At 71.6% G+C, this 24,262-nt stretch carries 21 protein-coding genes; 11 read left to right on the forward strand and 10 right to left on the reverse strand.

Going from position 1 to position 24,262, the window contains the following annotated elements; translation table 11 throughout:
• Window positions 1-7: 7 nt before the first annotated feature.
• Entirely contained in the window at window positions 8-1,825 is a 1,818-nt protein-coding gene (gene asnB / locus LX88_RS22895) for an asparagine synthase (glutamine-hydrolyzing) (RefSeq protein WP_258949852.1), read from the reverse strand.
• Window positions 1,826-1,986: 161 nt separating this feature from the next.
• On the opposite strand from asnB, the gene LX88_RS22900 reads away from it, so the two are divergent.
• Both LX88_RS22900 and LX88_RS22905 read left to right on the forward strand, forming a co-directional pair.
• Complete coding sequence (locus LX88_RS22900; protein WP_258949853.1) at window positions 1,987-3,201, forward strand: beta-ketoacyl [acyl carrier protein] synthase domain-containing protein; 1,215 nt, start codon at window positions 1,987-1,989, stop codon at window positions 3,199-3,201.
• A 50-nt stretch (window positions 3,202-3,251) separates the two neighbouring features.
• Window positions 3,252-4,175 carry a helix-turn-helix domain-containing protein gene (locus LX88_RS22905; protein WP_258949854.1) on the forward strand — a complete coding sequence of 308 codons (924 nt, stop codon included), beginning with the start codon at window positions 3,252-3,254 and terminating at the stop codon, window positions 4,173-4,175.
• A 61-nt stretch (window positions 4,176-4,236) separates the two neighbouring features.
• Here the strand turns inward: LX88_RS22905 and LX88_RS22910 are convergent, their stop codons facing one another.
• On the reverse strand, window positions 4,237-5,046 hold the full coding sequence (locus LX88_RS22910) for a glutaminyl-peptide cyclotransferase (protein ID WP_258949855.1): 810 nt from the start codon (window positions 5,044-5,046) through the stop codon (window positions 4,237-4,239).
• 140 nt (window positions 5,047-5,186) lie between these two features.
• Between LX88_RS22910 and LX88_RS22915 the strand changes: the two genes are divergently transcribed.
• Window positions 5,187-6,488, forward strand: coding sequence for a diacylglycerol/lipid kinase family protein (locus LX88_RS22915; protein ID WP_258949856.1), 1,302 nt, complete (start codon window positions 5,187-5,189; stop codon window positions 6,486-6,488).
• A 113-nt stretch (window positions 6,489-6,601) separates the two neighbouring features.
• Here LX88_RS22915 and LX88_RS22920 read toward each other — a convergent pair whose 3' ends face one another.
• The 3 genes from LX88_RS22920 to LX88_RS22930 are packed head-to-tail and all read right to left on the reverse strand — an operon-like array spanning window position 6,602 to window position 9,845.
• Window positions 6,602-7,120: a hypothetical protein gene (locus LX88_RS22920; protein ID WP_258949857.1), complete on the reverse strand. Its 519-nt coding sequence runs from the start codon at window positions 7,118-7,120 to the stop codon at window positions 6,602-6,604.
• Window positions 7,121-7,149: 29 nt separating this feature from the next.
• Window positions 7,150-8,460, reverse strand: a complete 1,311-nt coding sequence (locus tag LX88_RS22925) for a hypothetical protein (RefSeq protein WP_258949858.1) — start codon at window positions 8,458-8,460, stop codon at window positions 7,150-7,152.
• 5 nt (window positions 8,461-8,465) lie between these two features.
• Entirely contained in the window at window positions 8,466-9,845 is a 1,380-nt protein-coding gene (locus LX88_RS22930) for an MFS transporter (RefSeq protein ID WP_258949859.1), read from the reverse strand.
• Between the two features lie 158 nt (window positions 9,846-10,003).
• Here LX88_RS22930 and LX88_RS22935 point away from each other — a divergent pair, with 158 nt between their 5' ends.
• Genes LX88_RS22935 through LX88_RS22945 form a run of 3 tightly spaced genes read left to right on the forward strand, consistent with a single transcriptional unit; the run spans window position 10,004 to window position 13,120 of the window.
• Window positions 10,004-11,401 carry a DUF2252 domain-containing protein gene (locus LX88_RS22935; RefSeq protein WP_258949860.1) on the forward strand — a complete coding sequence of 466 codons (1,398 nt, stop codon included), beginning with the start codon at window positions 10,004-10,006 and terminating at the stop codon, window positions 11,399-11,401.
• A 43-nt stretch (window positions 11,402-11,444) separates the two neighbouring features.
• Entirely contained in the window at window positions 11,445-12,272 is an 828-nt protein-coding gene (locus LX88_RS22940; RefSeq protein ID WP_258949861.1) for a class II glutamine amidotransferase, read from the forward strand.
• Window positions 12,269-13,120 (forward strand): universal stress protein, encoded by an 852-nt coding sequence (locus LX88_RS22945; protein WP_258949862.1) that lies wholly within the window; start codon window positions 12,269-12,271, stop codon window positions 13,118-13,120. Before LX88_RS22940 ends, LX88_RS22945 begins: the two co-directional genes overlap by 4 nt.
• On the opposite strand, the gene LX88_RS22950 is transcribed toward LX88_RS22945, so the two are convergent.
• The gene (locus tag LX88_RS22950; protein ID WP_258949863.1) at window positions 13,110-13,946 is read right to left on the reverse strand and encodes a patatin-like phospholipase family protein; all 837 of its coding nucleotides are present in this window, start codon (window positions 13,944-13,946) and stop codon (window positions 13,110-13,112) included. The genes LX88_RS22945 and LX88_RS22950 overlap by 11 nt on opposite strands.
• A 137-nt stretch (window positions 13,947-14,083) precedes the next feature.
• Between LX88_RS22950 and LX88_RS22955 the strand changes: the two genes are divergently transcribed.
• A complete protein-coding gene (locus tag LX88_RS22955) occupies window positions 14,084-16,687 on the forward strand; it encodes an MGH1-like glycoside hydrolase domain-containing protein (protein ID WP_258949864.1) in 2,604 nt (867 codons plus the stop codon).
• Window positions 16,684-18,132, forward strand: coding sequence for an alpha-amylase family glycosyl hydrolase (locus LX88_RS22960; protein WP_258949865.1), 1,449 nt, complete (start codon window positions 16,684-16,686; stop codon window positions 18,130-18,132). Before LX88_RS22955 ends, LX88_RS22960 begins: the two co-directional genes overlap by 4 nt.
• Here the strand turns inward: LX88_RS22960 and LX88_RS22965 are convergent.
• Both LX88_RS22965 and LX88_RS22970 read right to left on the reverse strand, forming a co-directional pair.
• Window positions 18,091-19,101 (reverse strand): AI-2E family transporter, encoded by a 1,011-nt coding sequence (locus tag LX88_RS22965; RefSeq protein ID WP_258949866.1) that lies wholly within the window; start codon window positions 19,099-19,101, stop codon window positions 18,091-18,093. The genes LX88_RS22960 and LX88_RS22965 overlap by 42 nt on opposite strands.
• On the reverse strand, window positions 19,101-19,505 hold the full coding sequence (locus tag LX88_RS22970; protein WP_090064608.1) for a DUF7144 family membrane protein: 405 nt from the start codon (window positions 19,503-19,505) through the stop codon (window positions 19,101-19,103). The genes LX88_RS22965 and LX88_RS22970 overlap by 1 nt, the downstream gene beginning before the upstream one ends.
• Window positions 19,506-19,655: 150 nt before the next feature.
• On the opposite strand from LX88_RS22970, the gene LX88_RS22975 reads away from it, so the two are divergent.
• Together LX88_RS22975 and LX88_RS22980 are read left to right on the forward strand one after the other, a co-directional pair.
• Window positions 19,656-21,479 carry a glycoside hydrolase family 15 protein gene (locus LX88_RS22975; RefSeq protein ID WP_258949867.1) on the forward strand — a complete coding sequence of 608 codons (1,824 nt, stop codon included), beginning with the start codon at window positions 19,656-19,658 and terminating at the stop codon, window positions 21,477-21,479.
• A 35-nt stretch (window positions 21,480-21,514) separates the two neighbouring features.
• Window positions 21,515-22,000 carry a DUF1269 domain-containing protein gene (locus LX88_RS22980; protein ID WP_090064412.1) on the forward strand — a complete coding sequence of 162 codons (486 nt, stop codon included), beginning with the start codon at window positions 21,515-21,517 and terminating at the stop codon, window positions 21,998-22,000.
• A 121-nt stretch (window positions 22,001-22,121) separates the two neighbouring features.
• On the opposite strand, the gene LX88_RS22985 is transcribed toward LX88_RS22980, so the two are convergent.
• Window positions 22,122-22,829, reverse strand: coding sequence for a coiled-coil domain-containing protein (locus tag LX88_RS22985; RefSeq protein ID WP_258950172.1), 708 nt, complete (start codon window positions 22,827-22,829; stop codon window positions 22,122-22,124).
• Window positions 22,826-23,842 carry a hypothetical protein gene (locus LX88_RS22990; protein WP_258949868.1) on the reverse strand — a complete coding sequence of 339 codons (1,017 nt, stop codon included), beginning with the start codon at window positions 23,840-23,842 and terminating at the stop codon, window positions 22,826-22,828. The genes LX88_RS22985 and LX88_RS22990 overlap by 4 nt, the downstream gene beginning before the upstream one ends.
• A gap of 179 nt (window positions 23,843-24,021) precedes the next feature.
• Between LX88_RS22990 and LX88_RS22995 the strand changes: the two genes are divergently transcribed.
• Window positions 24,022-24,258 (forward strand): hypothetical protein, encoded by a 237-nt coding sequence (locus LX88_RS22995; RefSeq protein WP_258949869.1) that lies wholly within the window; start codon window positions 24,022-24,024, stop codon window positions 24,256-24,258.
• Window positions 24,259-24,262: the final 4 nt, after the last annotated feature.

Here is a 24,262-nt window from a genome sequence, read left to right on the forward strand (position 1 = left end):
AGAGGACTCACTGCGGTTGTGTGGTGCGCAACCACAGGTCGAGGTTGAGTGCGAAGTCGATGCCCGAACGGGTGGCGTGATCGGTTCCGGGCCGATCGAGCCGGTCGCGCAGCCGTTCGGGCTCCAGCAGTGTCCACACGGGAGCGGACGGGGTGGCGAGCAGGTCCCGGGCCTGGTCGGTGATCGCGCGGTGGTAGGCCGGGTCGTGGGTGACCGGGTACGGCGCCTTCGTCCGGCCGATCACGCTCGCGGGCAGCAGCGGTGCCACGGCCGCGCGGAGCAAGGACTTCTCGCGTCCGTCGAAGGTGTGGTGCGCCCACGGGGTGTTGAACGCGTACTCGACGAGCCGGTGGTCGCAGAACGGCACCCGCACCTCGAGACCCACCGCCATGCTGAGCCGGTCCTTGCGGTCGAGCAGGTGCGGCAGCCAGCTGGTGAGGTGCAGGTACATCATCCTCCGCATGCGGTCATCGGTCTCACCGGCCAGGCGGGGAACCTCGCCGAGTGCCTGCCGGTAGTGCGCCTCGCGGTGTGCGGCGATGCCGAGGCCTGTGGTGACGTCGTCGCGCAGCAACGCCTGGTAGGTACCGCTGTGGCCGGTGAAGTACCGCCACGGGTGGTCGTCGGCGTGGACGCGGTCCGGGTCGTGGAACCACGGGTAGCCGCCGAAGACCTCGTCGGCGCTCTCCCCGGAGAGCACCACGGTGGTGCGTTCACGGACCGCTCGGAACAACAGGTACAGCGAGGTGTCCATGTCGCCGAGCGCGGGCGCGTCCTTGGCGGTCACCACGGCTCGGCGGTGACGGGGATCGGTCAGCTCGGCGGAGTCGAGCACGATGTCGTGGTGCTCGACACCGCACCGGGTTGCGACGTCGCGCACGAACGGAGCGTCCGGAGTGGACCGCAGGCTGGTGCCGGCGAAGTGGCCGGCGTTGCCCGTGAAGTCGACGGAGAACGTCCGCAGCGGCCTCCCACCGCGGTGCGCGGCGCGTTGACCGAGTGCGACCAGGGCGCTGGAGTCCAGGCCGCCGGACAGCAGGGCGCCGAGCGGGACGTCGGCCTGGATGTGGCGCTCGGTGATGTCCTGGAGGAGATCGGCGACGTGCGTGACAGTGGCGCCGACGCCCTCGTGGTGGGGACGTGCTTCCAGCTGCCAGTAACGCTGTTCGCGCACTCCGATCGCGTCGAGGATCACGACCGTGCCCGGCCGGACCTCGTGCACGCCCTGGAAAAGGCTCTGCCCCGGCGTGTGCACGGACGCGAGGAAGTCACGCAGTCCGTCGGTGCTCACGGACGGGCGGACGAGGCCGCTGGCGAACAGGCCCTTGGGTTCGGAGGCGAACAGCAGTCCAGCGCCGCGCCGGGTGTAGTGCAGGGGCTTGACGCCGAGCCGGTCGCGGACGAGGACGAGCCGGCCCCGCAGGTGGTCCCAGATCGCGAACGCGTACATGCCGTTGAGGCGGGAGACCGAGTCGACGCCCCACTCGAGGTAGGCGTGCAGCACGACCTCGGTGTCGGTGCCGGTGCGGAACTTGTGGCCCCGCCGTTCCAGCTCGTCGCGCAGTTCGCGGTGGTTGTAGACCTCGCCGCTGTAGGTCAGCGCGACGACCGGTTCGTCGCTGTCGTCGGTGAAGACGAAGGGTTGCTGACCGTGCGCCGGGTCGAGCACCGCCAAGCGGCGGTGGCCGAGCACGGCGTGCGGTCCGGACCAGATGCCGTCTCCGTCAGGTCCGCGGGACGCCATGGCGTCGTTCATCCGCTGGACGCGGTCGCGCATCCCGGTGGACGGGCGGGCGAGATCGGCCCAGCCTGCAATGCCGCACATCGGCTCACGGTTCTTTCGATCGAACGATCATGAAGTGGGCCAATGAGAACAGAGATGTAACCCAAAGTGCCATTGAGTCACTCAAAGTGATGACGATCATGAGGGTGCACCCCGGCCCGCCACTACGGTCGTGCCCGGATCCGTCGTCAGAAGAGGTCTTGATGAACACCTGCGAGCCGATCGCCATCGTCGGCATGGGGTGCCGCTTTCCCGGCGCCACCACCCCCGGACAGCTCTGGGAGCTGGTCCTCGGCGAGACCGACGCGGTGAGCGCCGCGAACCGGTTCGACACAACGGACTTCTCGCAAGACGCCTACTCCGTCACCGAACGCGAGAACACCACCCTCGACCCGCAGCACCGCGTACTGCTCACCTGTGCCGGTGACGCGCTCGCGGACGCGGGCCTGCCCCCGGAGGCGATCGCCGGCCGCGACGTCGGCGTGTTCATGGGGCAGAGCACCGGAGAGCACTGGGACCACCTGCAGGGCACGACCACCGTCGACATGTACGCCATCGCCACCGCCGCCGCGCGCAGCATGGCGTCCGGCCGCATCAGCTACGCCTGGGACCTGCGCGGCCCGTGCACCACCGTCGACGCGGCCTGTTCCTCCGGCACGCTGGCCGTCCACCTCGCCTGCCAGAGCCTGCGCACCGGGGAGTGCGACACAGCACTGGCCGGCGGTGTCAGCCTCGTGCTGGGCACCGGCCACACCGCCGGTTACTCCGCCGCGGGCATGCTCTCCCCCACCGGACGCTGCCGCTTCGCACACGAGGACGCCGACGGCTTCGTGCGCAGCGACGGCGCCGGAGTGCTTGTCCTGAAACGACTTTCCAGCGCACAGGCCGACGGTGACACGATCCACGCGCTCATCCTCGGCAGCGCCCAGGCCAGCAAGGGCCGCACCGCCAAGGCGATCATCGCGCCGTCGGTCGACGGTTACCTGCAGGTGATCACGCGAGCAGCGGCCACCGCGGGCATCACACCGGGCGACATCGCCTACGTGGAGGCCCACGGCAACGCCGCCCCGGCCGGCGATCGGCTGGAACTGCAGGCGATCGGCGCCACCATCGGCGCCCACCGGCCCGCGGGCAGCCCCTGCCTGGTCGGCTCCGTCAAGACCAACATCGGCCACCCCGAGGCGGCAGGCGGTCTCGCCGGGCTGATCAAGGCAGCGCTCGCCGTACGCGAACGCACCGTTCCCGCCAGCCTGTACAGCGACAGCCCCACGTCCCAAGTGGACTGGGCAGGACTCAACATCGCACCCGTGCCCCGGGCGACGCCGTGGCCGGGTGACGGCCCTGCGATCGCCGGGGTCAGCAGCTACGGCCTGTCCGGCACGTTCGTGCACGTCCTCGTCGGCGAGCCACCGAACTGACCGAAGGTCGCGCTTGACCTTCCAGCGGCTGCAACGTCGAGGATTGACCCATGGACGACAGCACGGACCTGCTCACCATCGGCCGGCTCGCCCGCCGTACGGGCGTTTCCGCACGTACCTTGCGCTTCTGGTCGAACGAGGGCGTCATCGAGCCGGTAGGCCGCACGGCAGGCGACTACCGGCTCTACGACGCCGCGTGCGTGGCCCGCGTCGAGCTCATCCGCGCTCTGCGCGAACTGGGTCTCGGACTCGACGACGTGCGCCGCGTGCTCGAACGCAAGGCAACGGTCGGCGATGTCGCCGCGGCGCACGTCGCCGCGATCGACACGCAGATCCGCGCCCTGAAGGTGAGCCGGGCCGTGCTGTCCACAGTGTCCAAACGCCGGTCCACCCTCGAGGAGACAGCATTGATGAACCGCTTGGCACGGCTTTCCACCGCCGAACGCGCCCAGATCGTCGACGACTTCAAGGCGGACGTGTTCGGCCGCCTCGACATCGCCCCGGAGCTGCGCGAACGGGTGCGCGACCTCAGCATCGACCTGCCGGAAGACCCCACACCGGACCAGGTGGACGCCTGGATCGAACTGGCGGAACTCCTCCAGGATCCGGACTTCCGCGCCCGGCTGGGCACCTTCCTGGAGCTCAACACCCCCGCCCCCGGCCAGAAAGCACCGCCCGGCGCGACCATCTGGTGGGCCCGGCAGGTGGTGAACAAGGTCGCGCAGGCCAGGGAGGACGGCATCGAACCCGGCGATCCCGCCGCAGCGGAGTTGATCTCCACCATGTTCCGCGACACCGATCTGAGCGCGGTGCTGGCGTCGCTGCAAGCGGGGATCGACGCGGGCGCGGAACGGTACCGGGAGCTCGTCGGTCGCGTGCAGGGACGACGCCGCTCTCCGGACGCGACCGAAGAACTGCACTGGCTGGCTTCAGCGCTGCGGTGTGCGATCGAAGGAGAAGCTGCCCGGCGTTGACTGCTGTGAGATTGATTTCTGTCAACACTGAAGCTATGGAGACAACTGTTTCAGGACCGCGTCACGACCTGGGGTGCAGCCGGACCCGGTAGCGGTGGTGGTAGTGCCTGCCGGTGAGCCACAACTCCCCCGCCTCGTCCGGCACCGCCGCGATGCCCCCGATCACCTGGTTCCGGCCCGTCGGCACCTCGGCGACGGTGACGGCGGTCAGGTCGGCGTCCGCGGTGACGGTGCCCGAGACGAGGTCCACGCGGATCATCCAGTCCGTGCCGGTCACGGCCGCCCACACCTGCGGGCGGCCGTCGACGGTCGCGCAGTGGAGCTCGCCGAGCCGTGCCGCCGCCCACTCGCGGGCGTCGACCCGGAGTTCGCGGATCAACTCCGCGGTGTCGCGGTCGCGCAGCAGCAGTGTGGTGGAGCCGTCGGACTGCACGAGGTGCGTTCCGTCGTAACACAGTCCCCAGGCCTCGGCGGTGACCGTGGCCCGGCGGCGTTCGGCCAGTGAGCGCGGGTCCAGCAGCGCCACGCCGGCGTGCCACAACCCGGCCGGGGTCAGCGCGGTTCCGCTACCCGGCCGCACGGACTGCTGGGCCTGGACCTCACCGGTGGCGGGCGCCACCGCGCGGATCACCGGCCCCGTGTTCTCGACCAGGAGATCGCCGACCAGTTCCAGGCCACGCGCGTCGGCCCGGTCGGTGGGAACACGTGCGAGGACCTGTGCGCGGAAGTGCCGTGCGGTGGAGTTCGTGGCTATCGGCACGGGACTGGCCGAGGTGCTCTGGGCGACGGGCTGGGGAGCCGAACAGGCGGTGAGAGCCAGCAGTCCCGCGGTCAGTGGACAGAGAACTCTGGTGACGCGCAACGGTTTCACCGCACCGATCGTCGTGCCGGTCCCGCGGGGGCGCTTCCGCCGGCGCGGATGAGCCCGCAGGGCCCGTTCATCCGGCCGGGGTGAGGCTGCCCGCGCCGGGCGCCGCCAGGGTGGAGGGACATTCCACTTTGGAGGCTGCCGTGACCGATGTGACTGTGCCGCCAGAACAACGCCGGATGGCCCGGCTCGCGTTCCTGGCGGCGGGAACGGCCGTCGTGGTCGTGCTGGTGGCGGCCGGTGTGCGCGCCGGCGCCGGGCTGGTGCTGACCGGTGCGGCGGGGACGGTGATCGCGCTGGCGGGCGCCTGGTGGTTCCTCGCCCACCGCGGTCCCGTGCGGTGGCTGGGCGGGCTGCTCGTGGTGCTCGCACCGCTGACCGTGGTCGTCCTGTACGTGCAGGCCCGCCTGGCGTGGGTGGTCGTCGTGTGCGCCCTGCTGTGGTTCGTCGCGCTGGCCTGCGGACGGCGGGCGCTCGCCGCGAAAGGTGTGGCCGGCCGCCCGGTCGAACTCGAGGTGCCCCGGCCCCGGCGGCCGTTCCTGATCATGAACCCGAGGTCCGGTGACGGGAAGGTCGGGCGGTTCGGACTTCCCGGACTGGCCGCGGCCCTGGGTGCGGAGGTCTGCGTGCTCGACGGCTCGCAGGACGTCGCCGCGCTCGCCCGGCGGGCGCTGGACGACGGCGCCGACCTCCTCGGGGTGGCCGGGGGCGACGGCACCCAGGCGGTCGTCGCCGGCATCGCGGCGCAACGCGGGGTGCCGTTCATGGTCATCTCGGCGGGCACCCGCAACCACTTCGCGCTCGACCTCGGGCTGGACCGGGAAGATCCCCGCCGCTGCCTCGACGCTCTCACCGACGGCGTCGAGGTGCGGGTCGACCTCTGCGTGGCCGGGGACCGCACCTTCGTCAACAACGCGTCGTTCGGCGCGTACGCCGAGGTCGTGCGGAGTCCCGCCTACCGCGAGGGCAAGACCCGCACGACGCTGGACCTGTTGCCGGACCTGCTCAACGGGCCGCGGTCGACGGCGCTGCGACTGCAGGCGGGCGGGGCCTGGCTGGCCGGGGCGCAGGCGGTGCTGGTCAGCAACAACCCGTACGGGTCGAGCGACCTGGCCGGGCTGGGGCGCAGGCCACGACTGGACGGCGGCGTGCTGGGCGTGCTCGCGGTGACGGTGCGCGACGCGGCGGAAGCCGCCGGCCTGCTGCGCGGCCGGCGGCGGTCGGACGCCGTGCTCATGCGCACCTCGACGGAGGTCGTCATCACGGCGGACACCCCGTTGATCCCGGTCGGCGTGGACGGCGAGGCGGTCACGATGACGACTCCCGTGCGGTGCGTGGTCAGGCCGGGGGCGCTGCGCGTGAGGGTGCCGCGCCACCGGCCCGGGGTCCCGCAGCCGCGTCCGCAGTTGGACTGGGCGCGGCTGCGTGAACTCGCCCTGTCCTGAGTTACCGGGCTAGCCGGCGTGACCTGAACATCCCGGAAGCTCTTCCGGCTCGCCGTACCGTGCGTCGTGCGGTGCGGCGGGCCACTCGCCGTGATCCGAACATGTCTGCCTCCTCATTTCGCCGATCCCGCTGTTTCCAGGTCGTGCAGTTCCCTGGCCTCTTCCGCGCTCACCAACCCGATCGCGATCAGGTCGAGGGGACTGATGAAGCCGTCGGAGATGCGGAAGCCGTTGGCGCGGGCGACGGCGTTGCGCAGCGGTACGGCCCAGTGGTGCTCGACGAGCAGCAATGCGGCCGCGCTGTCGTTGGGGATCTCGGCGAGCACGTCCCACGCGTCCGCGTCGCTGAACGGGTGGACGCCTCCTTTCTCCCGCGCCGACTCGGCTCCCGCGTCCGCACCGAGGCCGAGCAGCACGCTGATCTTGCTGCCCAGCTCGACCGCCTCGGCGGGCGAGAGGTTGCTCAGGTGCTCGACCGCGATGGCGCCCTTGGGGTCCTTGTGGACGGCCAGGGCGTCGATCACGCGGACGGTGTCGGTCTTGCGGAGTTCCTCCAGTTCGGCGATCACTTCACCGCGGAAGTCCGGGTGGGTGAAGCCCAGCACGATCAGTTGGATCGGCCCGATGGCCATACGACTTCTCCTCTGTTCGATCAGTTGGGTCATCCGGTGCGGGTGGAGCGCAGGGCGAACACGGTCACGAGCAGCTCATAGGCCGCCAGCACCACCACGATCGACAACAGGGCTGTCCACGACGAGAGCAGCAGCGCGAGCAGGACAGCTACGGCGACGCCGCCGACGCGCACGGCGTCGAGATGGCGCGCGGTCCAACTGGGACCGTGTGCGGCGAGCGCCTGCCCGCCCGAGCGGATCGCTCCTAAGGCCTGGATCGTCCTGCGGCGCAACCACACCGGTCCCCTGCCTGGTCCGATCACGTACATCAGGGCGGCGAGCAGCGCGCCTGTCCAGAGCATCTGCCAGCCTCGCGTGCGCAGCTGGCTGAAGACCGCCGTCAGCACGTCCGCGGCGCCGTCGCGGTAGAGCCCTTCCGGCACGTTCAGGAGGACCTGCTCCCGGACCGCGCGCAGCGCCGCCGTGACCGCCACCGCGGCGATCACCAGCCACAGGCCCAGTTGCAGCGCCGTGCGCCGGCGATCGGGCGAGACGAGCAGTGCGAGCACGAGCAGCACGAAAGTGCTGAGCAGGAACAGGACCAGGCTTCGCTTGGCCGTCACCACGGCCTGTTGCGCCGCCCACAGCTGCCCGGAGTCGTAGACGGTGAACCGCGCGAAGTTCTCCGGCAACGTCACGCCGAGCGAGTCCTGCACCCGGACCCGCAGATCCGCCGGGATCTCCCCGCTGCCGAGGTCCGGCAGCGAGAGCTGCCTGCCGAACAGGGTGGGCAGCTGCGCGCTGAGCGCCCGGAGCATCTCGTTGATCAACGGCAGCAGGTCGATCTCGACCCTGTCCTGGTGGACGGCGACCAGGTCGCTGTCGCCCTCGACGACGGCGAGCGCGCGCTGGTGGGCACGGCGGTTGAGCTCGGTCCAGGCGCGCTGGAACTGGTCGCTGCCCAGGACCTTGGTGGCCGTCGCGCGCACCGGGGCGTGGAGCTGGCTCGCCAGCGGCCCGGCGACGAACGCGGCCTGCTCGGGCAGCACCGACCGCAGCCGCTGCTCGACGTCGACGGCCTCGAAGAGCTTGACCGTCGCGAAGTCCGCGACCGCGGCGGCGACCTCTGGATCCTTCGGCAGGGGCGCGACCGTGGCGACCCACCGGTCGGTGTCGAGCGCCGTTCGCGCGCTCCAGATGCCGACGACGCTCATCACGAGCGCGAACGCCGTCACCGCGACCAGCACGGCGGCACCGATCCGGCGCACCATCCTCACCGTGGCCGCGCGCCGCGCCCGCCGGTCGAGCCGTGCCTGCAGCGCGTAGACCTCGGCGCGCAACCGCGGCAGTTCGTCCGTCATCCCGGTCACCGCGCCTGGACCGGCGTGGTCCGCGGCAGGAACGCCGCCGCCACCATGCCGCCGAGTGCGATCAGCGCCAGCACGACCAGCGCCAGCGCGTACGAGGTTTCGGGTGATCGGGTGATGCCGGCGACGAGGATGGTGCCCGCGATCGCGGCGCCGAGCGACGACCCGAGGTTGGACACGCTGCGCGACAGACCGGAGATCTCGCCCTGCAGCGCGTCCGGGAAGCTCGACTGCACAACGTTCACCGACGGGGTCAGCATGGCGCCGATGCCGAGCCCGATCAGGAACAGGCCCGGCAGGAAGGTCCACACCTGCGGCGAGAGGGCGAGCAGGCCGAGGAAGAGCGCGATGCCGGTGATCGTGACGGCGAAACCGGTCAGCACGAGGCTGCGCTGGGCGTGCCGGCGCGCGAGGCGCTCGGCGGACAGGGACGCCAGCAGCACGCCCGCGGTCGCGGCGGTGAGGATCAGGCCGGTCTCGATCGCGTTGTAGCCGCGCACGACCTGCAGATAGGCCGAGACCACGAACGAGATGCCCATCAGCACGAGCCACTGCACGTTCTGCGTGACCAGGCCGAGGTTGGACGTGCGGCTGCGGAACAACTCGGTCGAGAGCAACGGTTCCACGCCGGCGCGTTCCTTGGCGCGCACGGAGTGGAAGAACCACACGAGCGTCAGGGCTCCGGCGGCGAGCAGCCCCAGCATCAGCCAGAGGTTGTCGTCCGCCGCCAGGACACCAGACACGATCAGGACGAGCCCGGCCGACGACAGCACGGCACCGCGGACGTCGAACGGGCGGCTCGGGTCCGGTGGCCGCGGGTCCCGGACGTGCTTGCGGCTCAGCACGAAGATCACCACGACGACCAGCGCCTGGAACAGGAAGGCCACCCGCCAGCTGAGCACCGTCGTGATGAGCCCGCCGATCAACGGCCCGGTGGCGGCGCCGATGCCCGCCATGCCGTTGATCACGCCGAACGCGCGGGCCCGCGAGGTGACGCCGGTGAACAGCATCGTCGCCAGGATGTAGACCGGCGGGATCAGCAACGCGGTGCCGATGCCCTCCAGGATCGAGTTGCCGACGATGAGGACCGGCAGGCCGGGCGCGAACGCGCTCAGCACGGCGCCGAGGCCGTACACGGCGAGGCCCGCGGTGAGACATCGTTTGCGGCCGTAGCGGTCGGTCAGCTTGCCGCCGGGGATCATCAGCGCCGCCATGACCAGCAGGAAGATGGTGATCGCGAGCTGGACTCCCTGGACGGTGGTGTCCAGGTCCCGGCTGATGTCGTTGATCATCACGTTCATGTTGGAGCCGGCGAAGCTGCAGATGAACTGGGCGAGGGCGAGGGGCACGAGCACTCTGCGCAAGGCGTTGGAGTCCACTCGAGCAGACTCCGGCGGCCGCGGCCCGAGCGCTTCACGCGCCGCGGATGAGGTGCCCCGCCGGTGCTCCCCCGCGGCGGGTGGTGTGCCGGCGACCGCGGCGGTGTTGCGTCGCAGGTGGACCGGAGCCGCCGGTTCCGTCAGCGGGGAGGTGCGCGATGACCGGTTCGGTGGCCGCGAGGATCACCACGGGTCTGGCCGCCCGCAAGGAGGTTCCGCTCGCCGCCCACGCGGAACTGCCCGAGGGCACCGGCCGGCCCGATCCGGTGGAGGTCCTCGCCGGCCAGGACGCCACGCGCCTGCCGGAACTGGTGCCGATCCGGTACGGGCGGATGCTGGCCTCGCCGTTCGCGTTCTTCCGCGGCGCGGCCGCGGTGATGGCCGGTGACCTGGCGGCGACGCCGTCGTCCGGTCTGACCTGCCAGCTCAGCGGGGACGCGCACGTGAGCAACTTCGGGGTCTTCGCCTCCCCGGAGCGGCGACTGGTGTTCGACCTCAACGACTTCGACGAGACGCTGCCCGGTCCGTGGGAGTGGGACGTCAAACGCCTCGCGGCCAGCATCGCCGTCGCCGGCCGGCAGAACGGGCTGGGGCGCAAGGCACGGGCGGCCGCCGTGCGCGCCGCCGCCGGCCGGTACCGGTCGGCGATGATCCGCTTCGCGCAGCAGGGTGACCTGGAGGTCTGGTACGCCCAGGCCGGTGCCGACGAGGTGGAGATCATGCTCAAGGCACGCGCGGACAAGGCGAAGCAGCGCCGTTTCGCGCACCAGCAGGCGAAGGCCCGTACGCGGGACAGTCTGCAGGCCTACCGCAAGCTGACCTCCGTCGTCGACGGGTGCCGCCGCATCACCGCCGATCCGCCGCTTCTCGTGCCGGTCGGCCACCTGGTGCCCGACGCGGACCGCGAGGACCTGGAGTTCATGGTCCAGGACCTGCTCGCCGGCTACGCCGCCACGCTGTCCGCCGACCGGCGTCATCTGATGAACGGGTACCGGTTCGTCGACATGGCGCGCAAGGTCGTCGGCGTCGGCAGTGTCGGGACCCGGTGCTGGATCGTGCTGCTGTACGGGCGCGACGAGAACGATCCGTTGCTGCTGCAGGTGAAGGAGGCGCCGCGGTCGGTGCTCGCGGACCACCTGCCCGGTGACGTGCGCCCGAACCACCGCAGCGAGGGCGAACGGGTCGTGACCGGACAGCGGCTGATGCAGGCCACCGGCGACATCTTCCTCGGCTGGGAGACCGCCGAAGGCATCGACGGGCTCACCAGGGACTTCCACGTCCGGCAGTTGCGCGACTGGAAGGGCTCGGCGGCGGTCGAGTCCATGGACGCGGCGGGCCTGCGGCTGTACGGAACGCTGTGCGGGTGGACGCTGGCCAGAGCCCACGCGCGGACCGGCGACCGGGTGGCGATGGCCGCGTACCTGGACGACGGCAAGGTGTTCGACACCGCGCTGGCCGAGTTCGCCGAGAGCTACGCGGACCGCAACGAGCAGGACTACCGGCTGGTCGCGCGCGCGGCCATGGCCGGGCGCATCGAGGTCCGAAGTGGACTGTGACGATCGCTTGCCAGGAAAGAACCCCCTTCTGTGGAGGACACACATGTGCCGATGGCTCGCGTATTCCGGTTCCCCGGTGCTGCTGGAGGAGCTCCTCTACGTGCCGGCGAACTCGCTCGTCACCCAGAGCAAGCACTCGCGGCTGGGAGTGGAGACCACCAACGGTGACGGCTTCGGGGTCGGCTGGTACGCGACCGCGTCGCAACCAGGTCTGTTCCTGAGCACCGAACCCGCCTGGAACGACCGCAACCTGCGGGAGCTGTCCGCGCAGACCACAGCGGGCGTCGTCTTCGCGCACGTCCGCGCGTCCACCGGCACGGCGGTCCAGCAGACCAACTGCCACCCGTTCCGGCACGGCCGCCGGCTGTGGATGCACAACGGGCTCATCGCCGGACTTCCTCTGGTGCGCCGGGAACTCGCGCTGGTGGTCGACCCCTCGCTCTACGCCGGGATCGAGGGGTCGACCGACTCGGAGATCCTGTTCTTCCTCGCGCTGACCTTCGGTCTCGAGCACGACCCTCCCACCGCCGTCGCCCGCACCGCCGGGTTCGTCGAGGCGGTCGGCAGGAACCACGGCGTGGCGCACCCGCTCCAGATGACGGTCGCCACGACCGACGGCGAGACCACCTGGGCGTTCCGCTACTCCAGCGAACGCCGCTCGCGCAGCCTGTTCCACAGCACCGACATCACGACGCTGCGGCAGCAGTACCCGGACAACCCGAGACTGCACGGGCTCTCCCCCGACACCCGGCTCGTCGTGTCGGAACCGCTGGGCGACCTGCACGGTGCCTGGCGCGAGGTGCCCGAGTCGACCTGCGTCGTCGCGCGGGGCGGCGTCGAGGAGCTCCTCCCGTTCGGGCCCCTGCGATGAGCGGGCCGGTGGTGGCCGGGGTCGACGGCTCGTCGTCCGCGCTGGCCGCGGTCATGTGGGCCGCCGACGAATGCGCCCGGCGCGACGCACCGCTGCGGCTGGTGCACGCGTTCTCGTTGCCCGCCGAAGGACGACTCACCGCGACGGACGAGGAGCGGGTCGCGGCGTGTCTGCACGAGGCCGCCACGGCCGCCCGTGCCGCAGGACCGGACGTGCAGGTCACGACCGAACCGGTCGGCGGTGGCGCGACGACCCTGCTGATCGAGGAGTCACAGCACGCGCGGCTGCTGGTGCTCGGGGCTCACGGCCTGGGCAACGTCAGGGGCATGCTGGTCGGGTCGACGGCGGCCGCGCTGGCCTCGCACGGGAAGTGCCCGCTGGTGATCGTGCGCGGCCTGGCCGCGACCGGCGGCACGATCGTGGTGGGCCACGACGGTTCCGCCGCGAGCGAGGCCGCGCTGGCGTTCGCCTTCGAGGCCGCTTCTCTGCGCGCCGCCCGCCTCACTGTGCTCCTGTGCAGGCCCGGCTTCACCGTGGAGAGCGCCTATCGCACCGCGCGGTTCGCCGCGGCCCGCGACGAGGCCGACGACGACGCGTGCGAGGTGCTCGCCAAGTGGCAGAACCGGTATCCCGGCGTGCGGGTGGAACGCGCGCTGCCACGGGACCGCCCGGTGCGCGCGCTCATGCGGTACGGCACCGAGGCACAGCTCCTGGTGGTGGGCAGTCACGGCCGCGGTGGGTTCGACGGCATGTTGCTCGGCTCGACGAGTCAGGCCCTCGTCTCGCACGCGCCGTGTCCGTTGGTGATCGTGACCTCGGCGGACCGGCAGGCCGGCCTCATCCGGTGACGGGGTGCAGGAGGCCGCGTTCCGGCCGGCCCGCCGCGAGCCACCGCTGGGTGCTCCGGTGGGCGGCGTCGATGAGTTCGCGGGACCGGCTGAAGTCGGCCGGTGACACGCTGAGCGGGCACAACGGCGGCACGACGCGGAGGTCGACCTCGTCGCGGTAGCGCTCGACGTCCACCGCGAGCCGGTGGTTCACCAGCAGTGTCAACGCGTGCAACGCCATCCCGAGAGCGCTGCGCGGCGGCTCTTCGAGATCGCAGGCGTACCCCGTCGGCAGCACCCACACCCTGTCCGCGCCCAGCGCCACCGCGTGCGACACGGGGTTGTTGTTCACCGCGCCGCCGTCCATCAGGTACCGCCCACCGAGCGGCACCGGCGGGAACACCGCCGGGATCGCGGTGCTGGCCATCACCGCGTCCACCGCGTCGCCCTCGGAGAGCACCACCTCCTCCCCGGACAACACGTCCGTGGCACCGACGTGCGCGGGCGTCGGCGTGTTCCCGAGCGTGACGCCGGAGAGGTGGGTCCGCAGCAGGCGCCGCAGCGCCGTGCTGGGCACGAGGTGGTCGCTCAGCCCGACGACACCGAGGAGGCCGCGCACCGGACGGATCGGGAAGACGTCCTTGCGGGACAACGACGTCCACAGATCCGTGAGGGTGCGGACCCCCTCGGGTCCAGGGTGGGCCGCGTGCCAAACGCCGTTGACAGCGCCAACCGATGTGCCGACGACCAAGTCGGGCTGGATGCTCTCGCCGGCGAGCGCCGCGAGCATGCCCACCTCGACCGCGCCCAGACTTCCGCCGCCTGCGAACACGAACGCGGTCTTCACCTGACCATTCTGCCGCCGGGCGTCCCCGCTCACGAGGGGCCAGTCCCCGGCCGAACCACCCGCGCCGGGTGACCCGCCGCGCGCCGCCCGCCACCAGCCTGGCGATCACCTGATGTGCCGAGCGAAAGGCGGGCGACGTGGCCGGTGCGGAGAAGGAAAGGCTGCGAGAGCCGGACGAGTGGCGGCGCTGGGGGCCGTACCTCGGGGAACGGCAGTGGGGCACGGTCCGGGAGGCGTCGAACGGTGACGACGCGTGGACGTCGTTCACCCACGACCAGGCGCGCTACCGCGCCTACCGCTGGGGCGAGGACGGGCTCGCGGGCTTCAGCGACGACCGGCAGCGGGTGTGCCTCGCGCTGGCGTTGTGGAACGGGGCCGACCCGATCCTCAAGGAACGGCTGTTCGGCCTCACCAACAGCGAGGGCAACCACGGCGAGGACGTCAAGGAGTGCTACTTCTACCTCGACGCCACGCCCACCTCGTCGTACCAGCGGATGCTCTACAAGTACCCGCAGCGGGCCTTCCCCTACGAGGACCTGGTCGCCACCAACGGACAGCGCGGCCGTGACGACCCGGAGTACGAGCTGCTGGACACCGGCGTGTTCGACGACGACCGCTACTTCGACGTCGTCGTGGAGTACGCCAAGGCGGGACCCGAGGACGTCCTGATGCGGGTCACCGCGCACAACCGCGGGCCGGACGAGGCGACGCTGCACGTGCTGCCGGCGCTGTGGTTCCGGCACACGTGGTCGTGGGCGGGCACCACCGAGCCCTCACTGCACACGCTGGGCACCGGCACGGTGCGGGCCGCGCACCCCGAGCTCGGCGTGTGGTGGTGGTACGCCGAGGGCCAGTTGATGGTCACCGGCAACGAGACCGACGACGAACGGGTCTTCGGCATTCCCAACACCACCCCGTACGTCAAAGACGGCATCGAACGCGCTGTGCTGCGCGGAGATCTCACCGCGCTCGCCCCGGACGGCGTCGGCACGAAGGCCGCCGCCCACCAGGTGCTGACGATTCCCGCGGGTGGCAGCGAGACCGTCCGCGTCCGCTTCACCGCCGCCGCCGCGGACGAGCCGTTCAGCGGGTTCGACGCGGTGATCTCCACCCGCCGCGAGGAGGCCGACGACTTCTACGACGAGGTGCTCGGCGGCGATCCGAAGAGCGACGAGCGGCTGGTGTGCCGGCAGGCGCTGGCCGGGCTGCTGTGGTCGCGCCAGTACTACGGGCTCGACGTCGAGCGCTGGCTCGTCGAACGCGGCGCGGATCCGATCGGCGCACCGAGCGGTCTGTCCAACGAGGACTGGCGCCACCTCGCGGCCGGGGACGTCGTCGTCATGCCGGACAAGTGGGAGTACCCGTGGTTCGCGGCGTGGGACCTCGCGTTCCACGCGGTACCGCTCGCGGTGGTGGACCCGGCGGCGGCGAAGCAGCAGGTGGAACTGTTGCTGGGCCGCCGTTACCTGCACCCGGACGGGCAGTTGCCCGCCTACGAGTGGAACTTCGGCGACGTCAACCCGCCGGTGCACGCGTGGGCGGCCTGGTTCGTCTACCAGCACGACCGCGACACCACCGGGACCGGTGACCGAGCCTTCCTGGAACGCGTGTTCCCGCCGCTGCTGCGCAACTTCGGCTGGTGGCTCAACCGCAAGGACGCCGACGGCCGCAACCTGTTCCAGGGCGGCTTCCTGGGGCTGGACAACATCGGCGTCTTCGACCGCAACGCGCCGCTGCCGGCCGGTGGGCGGACCGACCAGGCCGACGGCACGGCGTGGATGGCGCTGTTCTGCCAGAACCTCCTGCAGATCGCGCTCGAGCTCGCGCGCGAGGACCCCGCGTACCTGGAGCACGCCGCGACGTTGCTGGAGAACCTCGCGTGGATCGCGGCGGCGACCAACCACGTCGGCAACGGGCTGTGGGACGAGGAGGACGGCTTCTTCCACGACGTGCTGCGCAATCCCGACGGCACGTCGACGCCGCTGCGCGTCCAGTCGGCCGTCGGGCTGATCCCGCTCGCCGCCGCGACCGTGGTCGGGGCCGAGCTGCGCCGCGACCACCCGGGACTCGTCGACGGCATGCGGGACTTCCTCGACCGGCACCCCGCGGTCCGCGCCGCGCTGTGGGGCCACGGCGCGCAGACCGACGGCGACGGGCCGGTGCTGTTCGCGCTGTTCGACGAGAGCCGGCTGCGCCGGATCCTCGCCAGGGTGCTCGACGAGAACGAGTTCCTGGGGCCGTACGGCGTCCGATCGCTCTCACGGTGGCACGCCGAGCACCCGTACGTGCTGACGGTGGACGGCGCGGAGCACCGCGTCGGCTACCAGCCCGCGGAGTCGGACAGCTCCATGTTCGGCGGCAACTCCAACTGGCGCGGCCCGGTGTGGTTCCCGATCAACGCGATGGTCGTGCGCGCGTTGCTGCACTTGCACACCTACTACGGGGAAGGTTTCACCGTCGAGTGCCCGACCGGGTCGGGGCGGCGCCTCACCCTGGAGCAGGTGGCGGGCGAGATCAGCGACCGGTTGCTCGCGACGTTCCTGCCCGGCGAGGACGGCCGCCGCCCGGTCCACGGTGGACAGACGCGCTACCGCGACGACCCGTACTGGCGGGACCTGCCGCTGTTCTACGAGTACTTCCACGGTGACAACGGTGCGGGCATCGGCGCGAGCCAGCAGACCGGGTGGACGGCGCTCGTGGCGCTGCTGTCCCGCGTGCCCGCGAGGGAGGGTGCGCGATGAGCGGCTGGCCGGACCGTCCCGTGGTCTACGAGGTCAACACCGCGGTGTGGCTGGGTGAGCTGTCACGGGACGCCGGGCGGCCCGTCACGCTCGGCGAGGTGCCCGCCTTCGCCTGGAACTCCTTGACACCGCCCGGAGTGGACGCGGTGTGGCTGATGGGGGTCTGGGAACGCAGCACGACCGGACTGGCACTCGCCAACGCGCGGAGCGGGTTGCGGGTGTCGTTCAAGGCGGCGCTGCCCGACCTGCGCCCGCAGGACGTGAGCGGATCGCCGTACTGCGTGCGGCGCTACGTCGTGGCCGAGGAGTTCGGCGGCGACGACGGCCTCGCGCAGGCGAGGGCGGAGCTCGCGATCCGCGGGGTGCGGCTGGTGCTCGACTTCGTGCCGAACCACGTGGCGCCGGACCACCCGTGGGTGACCAATCGCCCGGAACTGTTCGTCCGCGGCGATGTCGACGACTACGCGGAGAACCCCGAGCACTGGCTCGCGATCGGTGAGCACGTCTTCGCGCGCGGCCGGGACCCGTTCTTCCCGCCGTGGCCGGACGTCGTGCAGCTCGACGCATTCTCTCCCGCCCTGCGGGCCGCGGCCACGACGACGCTCGCCGGCATCGCGGCCCGCTGCGACGGCGTCCGCTGCGACATGGCGATGCTCATGACCAACGACGTGTTCGCGCGCGCCTGGGGCCGCGAGGCGCCGGAACGCGAGTTCTGGCCTGAGATCATCGAAGGTCTGCGCGACCAGCACGCCGGGACCGTGCTGATCGCCGAGGCGTATTGGGACATGGAATGGACGTTGCAGCAGCAGGGTTTCGCCTTCTGCTACGACAAGCGGCTCTACGACCGGCTCGTCTCGCGGGACGCCGAGGGGGTGCGCGCGCACCTGCGTGCCGACATCGGCTACCAGGCGAAGCTGGTGCGGTTCCTGGAGAACCAGGACGAACCGAGGCTGGCGGCCACGCTCCCGCCGGACGCCGCCAGGGCGGCAGCGGTCGTCGTCGCCACCCTGCCCGGCGCGACGCTGTGGCACGAGGGCCAGTTCGAGGGCCGGACGGTCCGGCCGCCGGTGTTCCTGAACCGCCGCCCGGACGAGCCGCCCGACCACGACCTCGCCGCCTGGTACCGGCACCTGCTCGCGACCGTGCGCGAACACCGGCTCCGGGACGGCGAGTGGTTCCTGCTCGGCACCGAGGGCTGGCCGGACAACCAGTCGCACCGCTCGCTGCTCGCGTGGGAGTGGATCGAGGTCGGCGGGTCCCGGCACGTCGTGGTGGTCAACTTCTCCGACTCACCCGCGCAGGCCCGGATTCCGCTCGACTGGGCGCCTGGGGCCTGGCGGTTCACGGACCTGCTCGGCGGTGAGGTCTTCGACCGCGACCTCACCGCCGAGGGGCTGTTCGTGTCACTGCGCCCGTGGGGTTTCCACGTGTTGTCCGTGGCGTGACCGGGCCCGCGTGCGGAGCAGGGCGGCGGCCCAGCCCGCACGCGGGTCCGCGTCCACCAGCAGCACCTTCACCAGCAGGGTGAGCGGCACCGCCAGCAACGCGCCGAGCGGGCCGAGCACCCACGCCCAGAACGCCAGCGACAGGAACGTCGTGGTCGTCGAGAGTCCTGCGGCGTCCCCGGTGTAACGCGGCTGCACCAGCGACTGCACCACGAAGTTCAGCACCCCGTACACGGCCAGCACCGCGAGTGCGCGACGCGGACCGTGCTGCAGCAGGGCGAGCGCGGCGGGCGGCAGCACACCGAGCACGAACCCGACGGTGGGAACGTAGTTGGTGACGAAGGACAACACGCCCCACAGCAGGGCGAGCGGGACGCCCAGCAACGCCAGCGCCACCGTGTCCAGCACCGCGACCACCGCGCCGAACACCGTCGTCACCAGCAGGTAGCGCCGGGTGCGGCGGGCGAACTCCCGCAGCGCCACCGTCAGCCGCGGCCGCTGGTCCGCGATCTCGGCCAGCCGGCTGTCGGTCCAGTGCACCTCGACGCCGAGGAACAGCAGCAGCGCCAGCAGGAACACCAGGCTCGTGGTGAGCCCGGTCAGGTCCGAGAGAAGGCCGGTGAGCGAGGCGAGCACCTTGCCCCGGTCCAGGCCGGCGAGCACGTGCTCCGCCTGCTGCACCAGGTGGTGCGCCGCGTACTCGGGCAGCATCCCGGCCAGCCGCACACCGGACACCACCACCGTCACCGCGATCGCGCCCAGCACCGCGTACACCAGCACCACGACCGCCGTGGTCGCGAGCCAGGGCGGTGCACCCCGCCCTCGTAACCACCGGTGCGCGGGGCTGATCGCGATCACGATCAGCCCCGCCAGCACGGTGGGCGCCACCAGCCACGCGACCGCCTTGAGCCCGGCGACCACGACCACCGCCGACGCGGCACCGAGCAGAATCGTCAATGCGCGTGGCATCAACGAGATGACGACTCGAGCGTTGCCGCCGCCTCGCTGCCGTGCACCACCACGGCCCAGATCACCAGCACGCACAGCGTGATGACGATCGTGGACCACACCGGGTGCACCGAGACGAAAGCGAGTTGTGCCACCGCGTTCACCGCGGCGAGGATCACCGTGAGCACCCTGGCCCACGCGGCACCGGAGAGCAGTGCGGCGCCCGCGAGCGCCACCAGCACGCCCAGCAGCAGGGTGATCCAGCCCCAGGTGGTGAGGTCGAAGACGATCACCTGCTCGCCGTTGGCGACGTAGTACTCGCCGCGGAACAACCCGACGAGCCCCTCGATGGCGTTGAACGCCCCCATGACGATCATCATGATGCCCGCGAACCAGATCCAGCCGAGCCAGCCTGTGTCCTGCATCGTGCCTCCGTTGTCTCCCGAAGCGTTGGTCGGGCCCACCGTGCCCCGGTGCCGGCGGGTGGATCTTCACCCGCCACGTGTGAGTGCGGGGGCACGTGTCCGCTCCGGCGGGTGAAGACCGGGGCCGTTCGTCGGGCGAGCCTCGTCACCATGACCACACCCCCGTACGCGCCGATCGCCGACCACGGCCTGATCGGCGACCTCCAGACCACCGCGCTGGTGTCCACCGACGGCACCGTGGACTGGTTCTGCTGCCCCCGGTTCGACTCGCCCTCGGTGTTCGCCTCGCTGCTGGACCGCAAGCGCGGCGGGTTCTGCCGGTTCCGGCCCGCCGGGTTCACCGGCACGGGCAAGCAGCTGTACTTCCCCGACACGGCGGTGCTGATCACCCGCTTCATGACCGAGGACGGCACCGGGGAGGTCATCGACTTCATGCCGCCGCTGCCGGACGAGGGCCCGACCGAGCGGCACCGGCTCGTGCGCCTGGTGCGGTGCGTCCGCGGGCGGATCACGTTCGAGCTCGACGTCGCCCCCCGCTTCGACTACGGCCGCCGGGCGCACCGCACGCACCTCACCGACGACGGCGTGGTCTTCGCGTGCGGCCAGTTCGGCCTGGTGCTGCACGCCGTGCGCGAACCGGGTGACGCCCGGCTGGTGTCCGGGCAGATCACCGACACCGGCGACCTGCGCGCGACGATCAGCCTGGAGGAGGGACAGACCCGCGGCATCGTGCTGGAGTCCGGTGTGGACGGTCCGCCGCTGGCCGTCGGCGCGGCCGAGGCGAAAGCGCTGTTCGAGCGGACAGTGCGGTTCTGGCACGAGTGGCTCGCCCGCGGCACCTACCGGGGCCGCTGGCGGGAGGCGGTCGAGCGCTCGGCCATCACCCTGAAGCTGCTCACCTACGCGCCGACCGGGGCGGTCGTCGCCGCCCCGACGGCCGGCCTGCCCGAACAGCTCGGCGGCGAGCGGAACTGGGACTACCGCTACACCTGGATCAGGGACGCCTCGTTCGCCGTCGGATCGTTGCTGCGGCTGGGGTTCACCGAGGAGGCCGGGGCGTTCGGCGGCTGGCTCACCGAGCGGGTCGCCGAGGGTGAGACGCTGCGGGTGATGTACGCGGTCGACGGGTCGGCGGACCTCACCGAACACGTTCTCGACCACTGGGAGGGACACCGGGGGTCCTCGCCGGTGCGCATCGGCAACGACGCGGCCGGGCAGCTGCAGCTCGACATCTACGGCGAACTGCTGGACAGCGTGCACACCGCCCACCAGCACGGCCTGCGCATCGGGCACCGCGGCTGGCACGCGGTGGTCGAGCTGCTGGACTGGCTCGCGGAGAACTGGAACCAGCCGGAGGAGGGCATCTGGGAGACGCGCGCCGGCCGTGCGGACTTCACCTACGGCAGGGTGATGAGCTGGGTCGCGTTCGACCGGGCGATCCGCATCGCCGAGAGCGAGGGGAAACCCGCGCCGGTGGCGAGGTGGCGTTCGCAGCGCGACCGGATCTACGGCCAGGTGTGGGATCAGGGATGGGACCACCGCACCGGGGCGTTCGTGCAGCGCTACGGCTCGCAGGTCCTCGACGCGTCGTTGCTGCGGATGGCGCAGGTGGGGTTCGTCGCGCCGCGGGACCCGCTGTGGCTGGACGCTCTGGCCGCGATGGAGTCACTGGTGAGCGACAGCCTGGTGCGGCGCTACGACACGGACGCGTCGCCCGACGGGCTGCGCGGCTCGGAGGGCTCGTTCTCGTTGTGCACCTTCAACTACGTGACCGCGCTGGCGTTGTCCGGGCGTGCCCGCGAGGCCCGGCTGGTGTTCGAGAAGATGCTGACCTATGGCAACCACGTCGGCCTCTACGCCGAGGAGATCGCGGTGACCGGGGAGCAGCTGGGCAACTTCCCGCAGGCGTTCACCCACCTGGCCCTCATCGACGCCGCCGTCACCCTCGACGACCAGCTCACTCGTGACGGGTGAGGACGCGGCGGCCTCCGCCTCGCACAGTCATCGGCATGGCGACTTTGACCGTGTGGAAGTTCGACACGACCGACGGGGCGCACAGCGCGCTGCAGGAGCTGACGAAGCTGCAGGACCAGCAGCTGATCATCGTCCGCGACGCGGCCTACGTGTACTGGGACCCGGACGCGAAACGGCCGAAGACCAGGGAGCTCGGCAAGCTCACCGGTGCGGGAGCGCTCGGTGGCGGCTTCTGGGGACTGTTGTTCGGCCTGATCTTCTTCGTGCCCGTGCTGGGTGCGGCGATCGGGGCCGGTATCGGTGCGCTGGCGGGCTCGATGTCCCGTGCGGGCATCGACGACGACTTCGTGAAGGAGATCCGGGACACCGTCACGCCCGGCACCTCCGCGTTGTTCGTGATGTCGGAGGGCGCCGTCGTCGACCGGGTGGCCGAGAGGTTCAAGCAGACCGGCGCCACCCTGCTGACCACCAACCTCACCAAGGAACAGGAGGAACTGCTGCGGGACACGTTCGCGTCGTGACCGCTCGATGACCTGGCGGTGACCGGACCGGCGACGACTGCCGGGGTGCCGATGCCGGCTCGCCACCGCCCGCTGATGGACCGGCCGGAGCAGATGCCCTTGCTCCGGCCGGTTCGCGCGTTCACCGTGCCGGGCTCACCGCCGGCACTCGCGCGGCCGCCTCGCCCAGCAGCGAGTGCACGACCCGCAGCACGTCCGCGACGTGGTCGCGGTGCTCGTTGATCACGTCGGCCCGGCGGGCCGCCTGCCGCACGACGGCCTCGGCCCGGCGGCGCGCGGTCTCCTCCATCAGCCGCACGTCGTGGCAGGTCTGCTTGCGCCGCAACGCCAGTGCCAGCTCGAAGTCCTCGGTGACCTCCGCCCGGTGGCGGGCCGCCGCCTCGTCCAGCGCACGGCGGCCCGCCTCCCCCTCCCGCAGGATCCGCGCCATCCGCTCCCTGGTCTGCGCGAGCAGCTCCCGGTGCTCGGTGTGGGTGCGGCGGGCGGACTTCCACGCGTGGTCCTCCAGCGCCGTGGCGCGTTCGGTGATCTCGGCCGCCTGCGCGAGCGTGCGCTCCACGACGTACCGAAGGCGTTCACCGACCGCGTACGGGGACTGCGGGGCCGCCCGCAGCCGGTCGAGCCGCTCCCGCAGGACGCGGTTGTCCTCCCGTTCGGACTCCAGGTGCCGGGCGAGCGACTCCGCCCTCGCCTCCGCCGCGTCGAGGTCCGCGGTGAGCGTCTCGACGTCGCGCTCGGCCTCGTGGACGTAGTGCCAGACCTGGTCGCGCCGAAAGCCCAGCCACGCGACGTCGAACCCGGTGCGCAGCGGCACCAGCTCCGCGGTCACGGCCGCACCAGCGTCAGCGGCACGCGGCACAGCGCGCCGATGCCGTCCTCGGGGGCCTGCCGGGTACCGGTGTTGATCACGTGCACCCGCGTGCCGCTCAGCAGCGCCGCCCGCACGGCGACGTCCGCGAGCAAGCCGCAGCGGCGGCCCGACCCCACGGGCTGCGCCGGAGCCACGTCGGTCGGCTCGAGGCCGTACCACGCGGTGGCCGTGATGTCCTCCGGCTGGCCCACGAACAGGTCGTCCACCCGGCCGTCAGCCAGCGCACCGAGGGTCTCGTCCGCGCCCTCGACCCCCAGCCGCCGGGTCCGGCCACGTTCGTGGAAGTCCGCCAGCACTCCCGAGGTCCACGTGCGGGCGGCCGCCCGCACCTCGTCCTCGATCCGGCTCGGGCTCAGGTCGGTGCCGACCCAGCGCGCCGTCGTGTCCCGCCGGACGGCGGCCGGCAGTGCGCCCCACAGCGCGGCCACCACCTCGTCCTCCCCCGCCACGACCAGCAGCCTGGCGTCCTGCCGGACCAGCATCCCGGCGACCGCCGCCGCCGCGGACCGCACGCCCTCGAACCAGTTCTCGTCCTCGTAGTGCAGCGACATCCAGTCGGCGGTGGGCGTGCCGAGGCCGGCGGTCTCGCGGCTCACGGCGGCGACCACGCACGGCGGCCGCTCCTGCACCCACGCGAGCAACGGGAGCACGTGTGCCGGCGAGCTGAACCACGCGAGGTCCAGATGGCGCAGTCCGGGCGCCTCGAAGACGCGCGGAGGAACCTCGCCTCCCGCGAACGCCACCAGCGTTCCCGCGGACGGATCAGCGTCGTGTGCTCTGTGCAGCGCGGCACCGATCGCACCGACCACGTCGTCACCCGCTCCGTCACTGCGCAACTGGTCGGCGAGGCGGACCCAGCGCGACCTCCACGAGTGCAACGGACTCGATCCCATGTAGACGGACGCGACCGGCCGCGCCGGCCGGACTACGTCGATCAGATCCCGCAGAGCGGGCCGGCAGGTCTTGGGCACAGCGACTCCTCTTCCCCGTCGTGAACTGGTCACAGAGTCCGGGGAGGTGGTGATCCGCTTCTTCACCCGGCGCGGATGAACAGGCGGTCCGGCACCGGTGCGCTCCTCGCCCCGTGCGGGGGAAGTCCGGCCCGGGTGAGGCGGGCAGCGTCGGGACCACGAAGGAGGTGCGGACTTCCATGAGCCGTCAACCTGATCGTTCCCGTTCCCGTCGCATCGTGCTGGCCGTCGTGCTGTTCGCGTTCATCGTCTCCGCCACCGGGGACGACGAGTGCGGGCAGGAGTCCCCGCTCGCGGTCACCGGTGTGCTCGCCGCCGCCGGCCTGCTGCCCAGGGTGATCGGGGTGGCCGGGCGGGTGCTCGTGGTGATCTCCCAGCCGGGCAAGGCCATTCGGCCGCCCTGCCCAGCGAAGTGATGCG

The sequence above is a fragment of the Lentzea californiensis genome, from assembly GCF_024648825.1.
GTDB lineage: Bacteria > Actinomycetota > Actinomycetes > Mycobacteriales > Pseudonocardiaceae > Lentzea > Lentzea californiensis.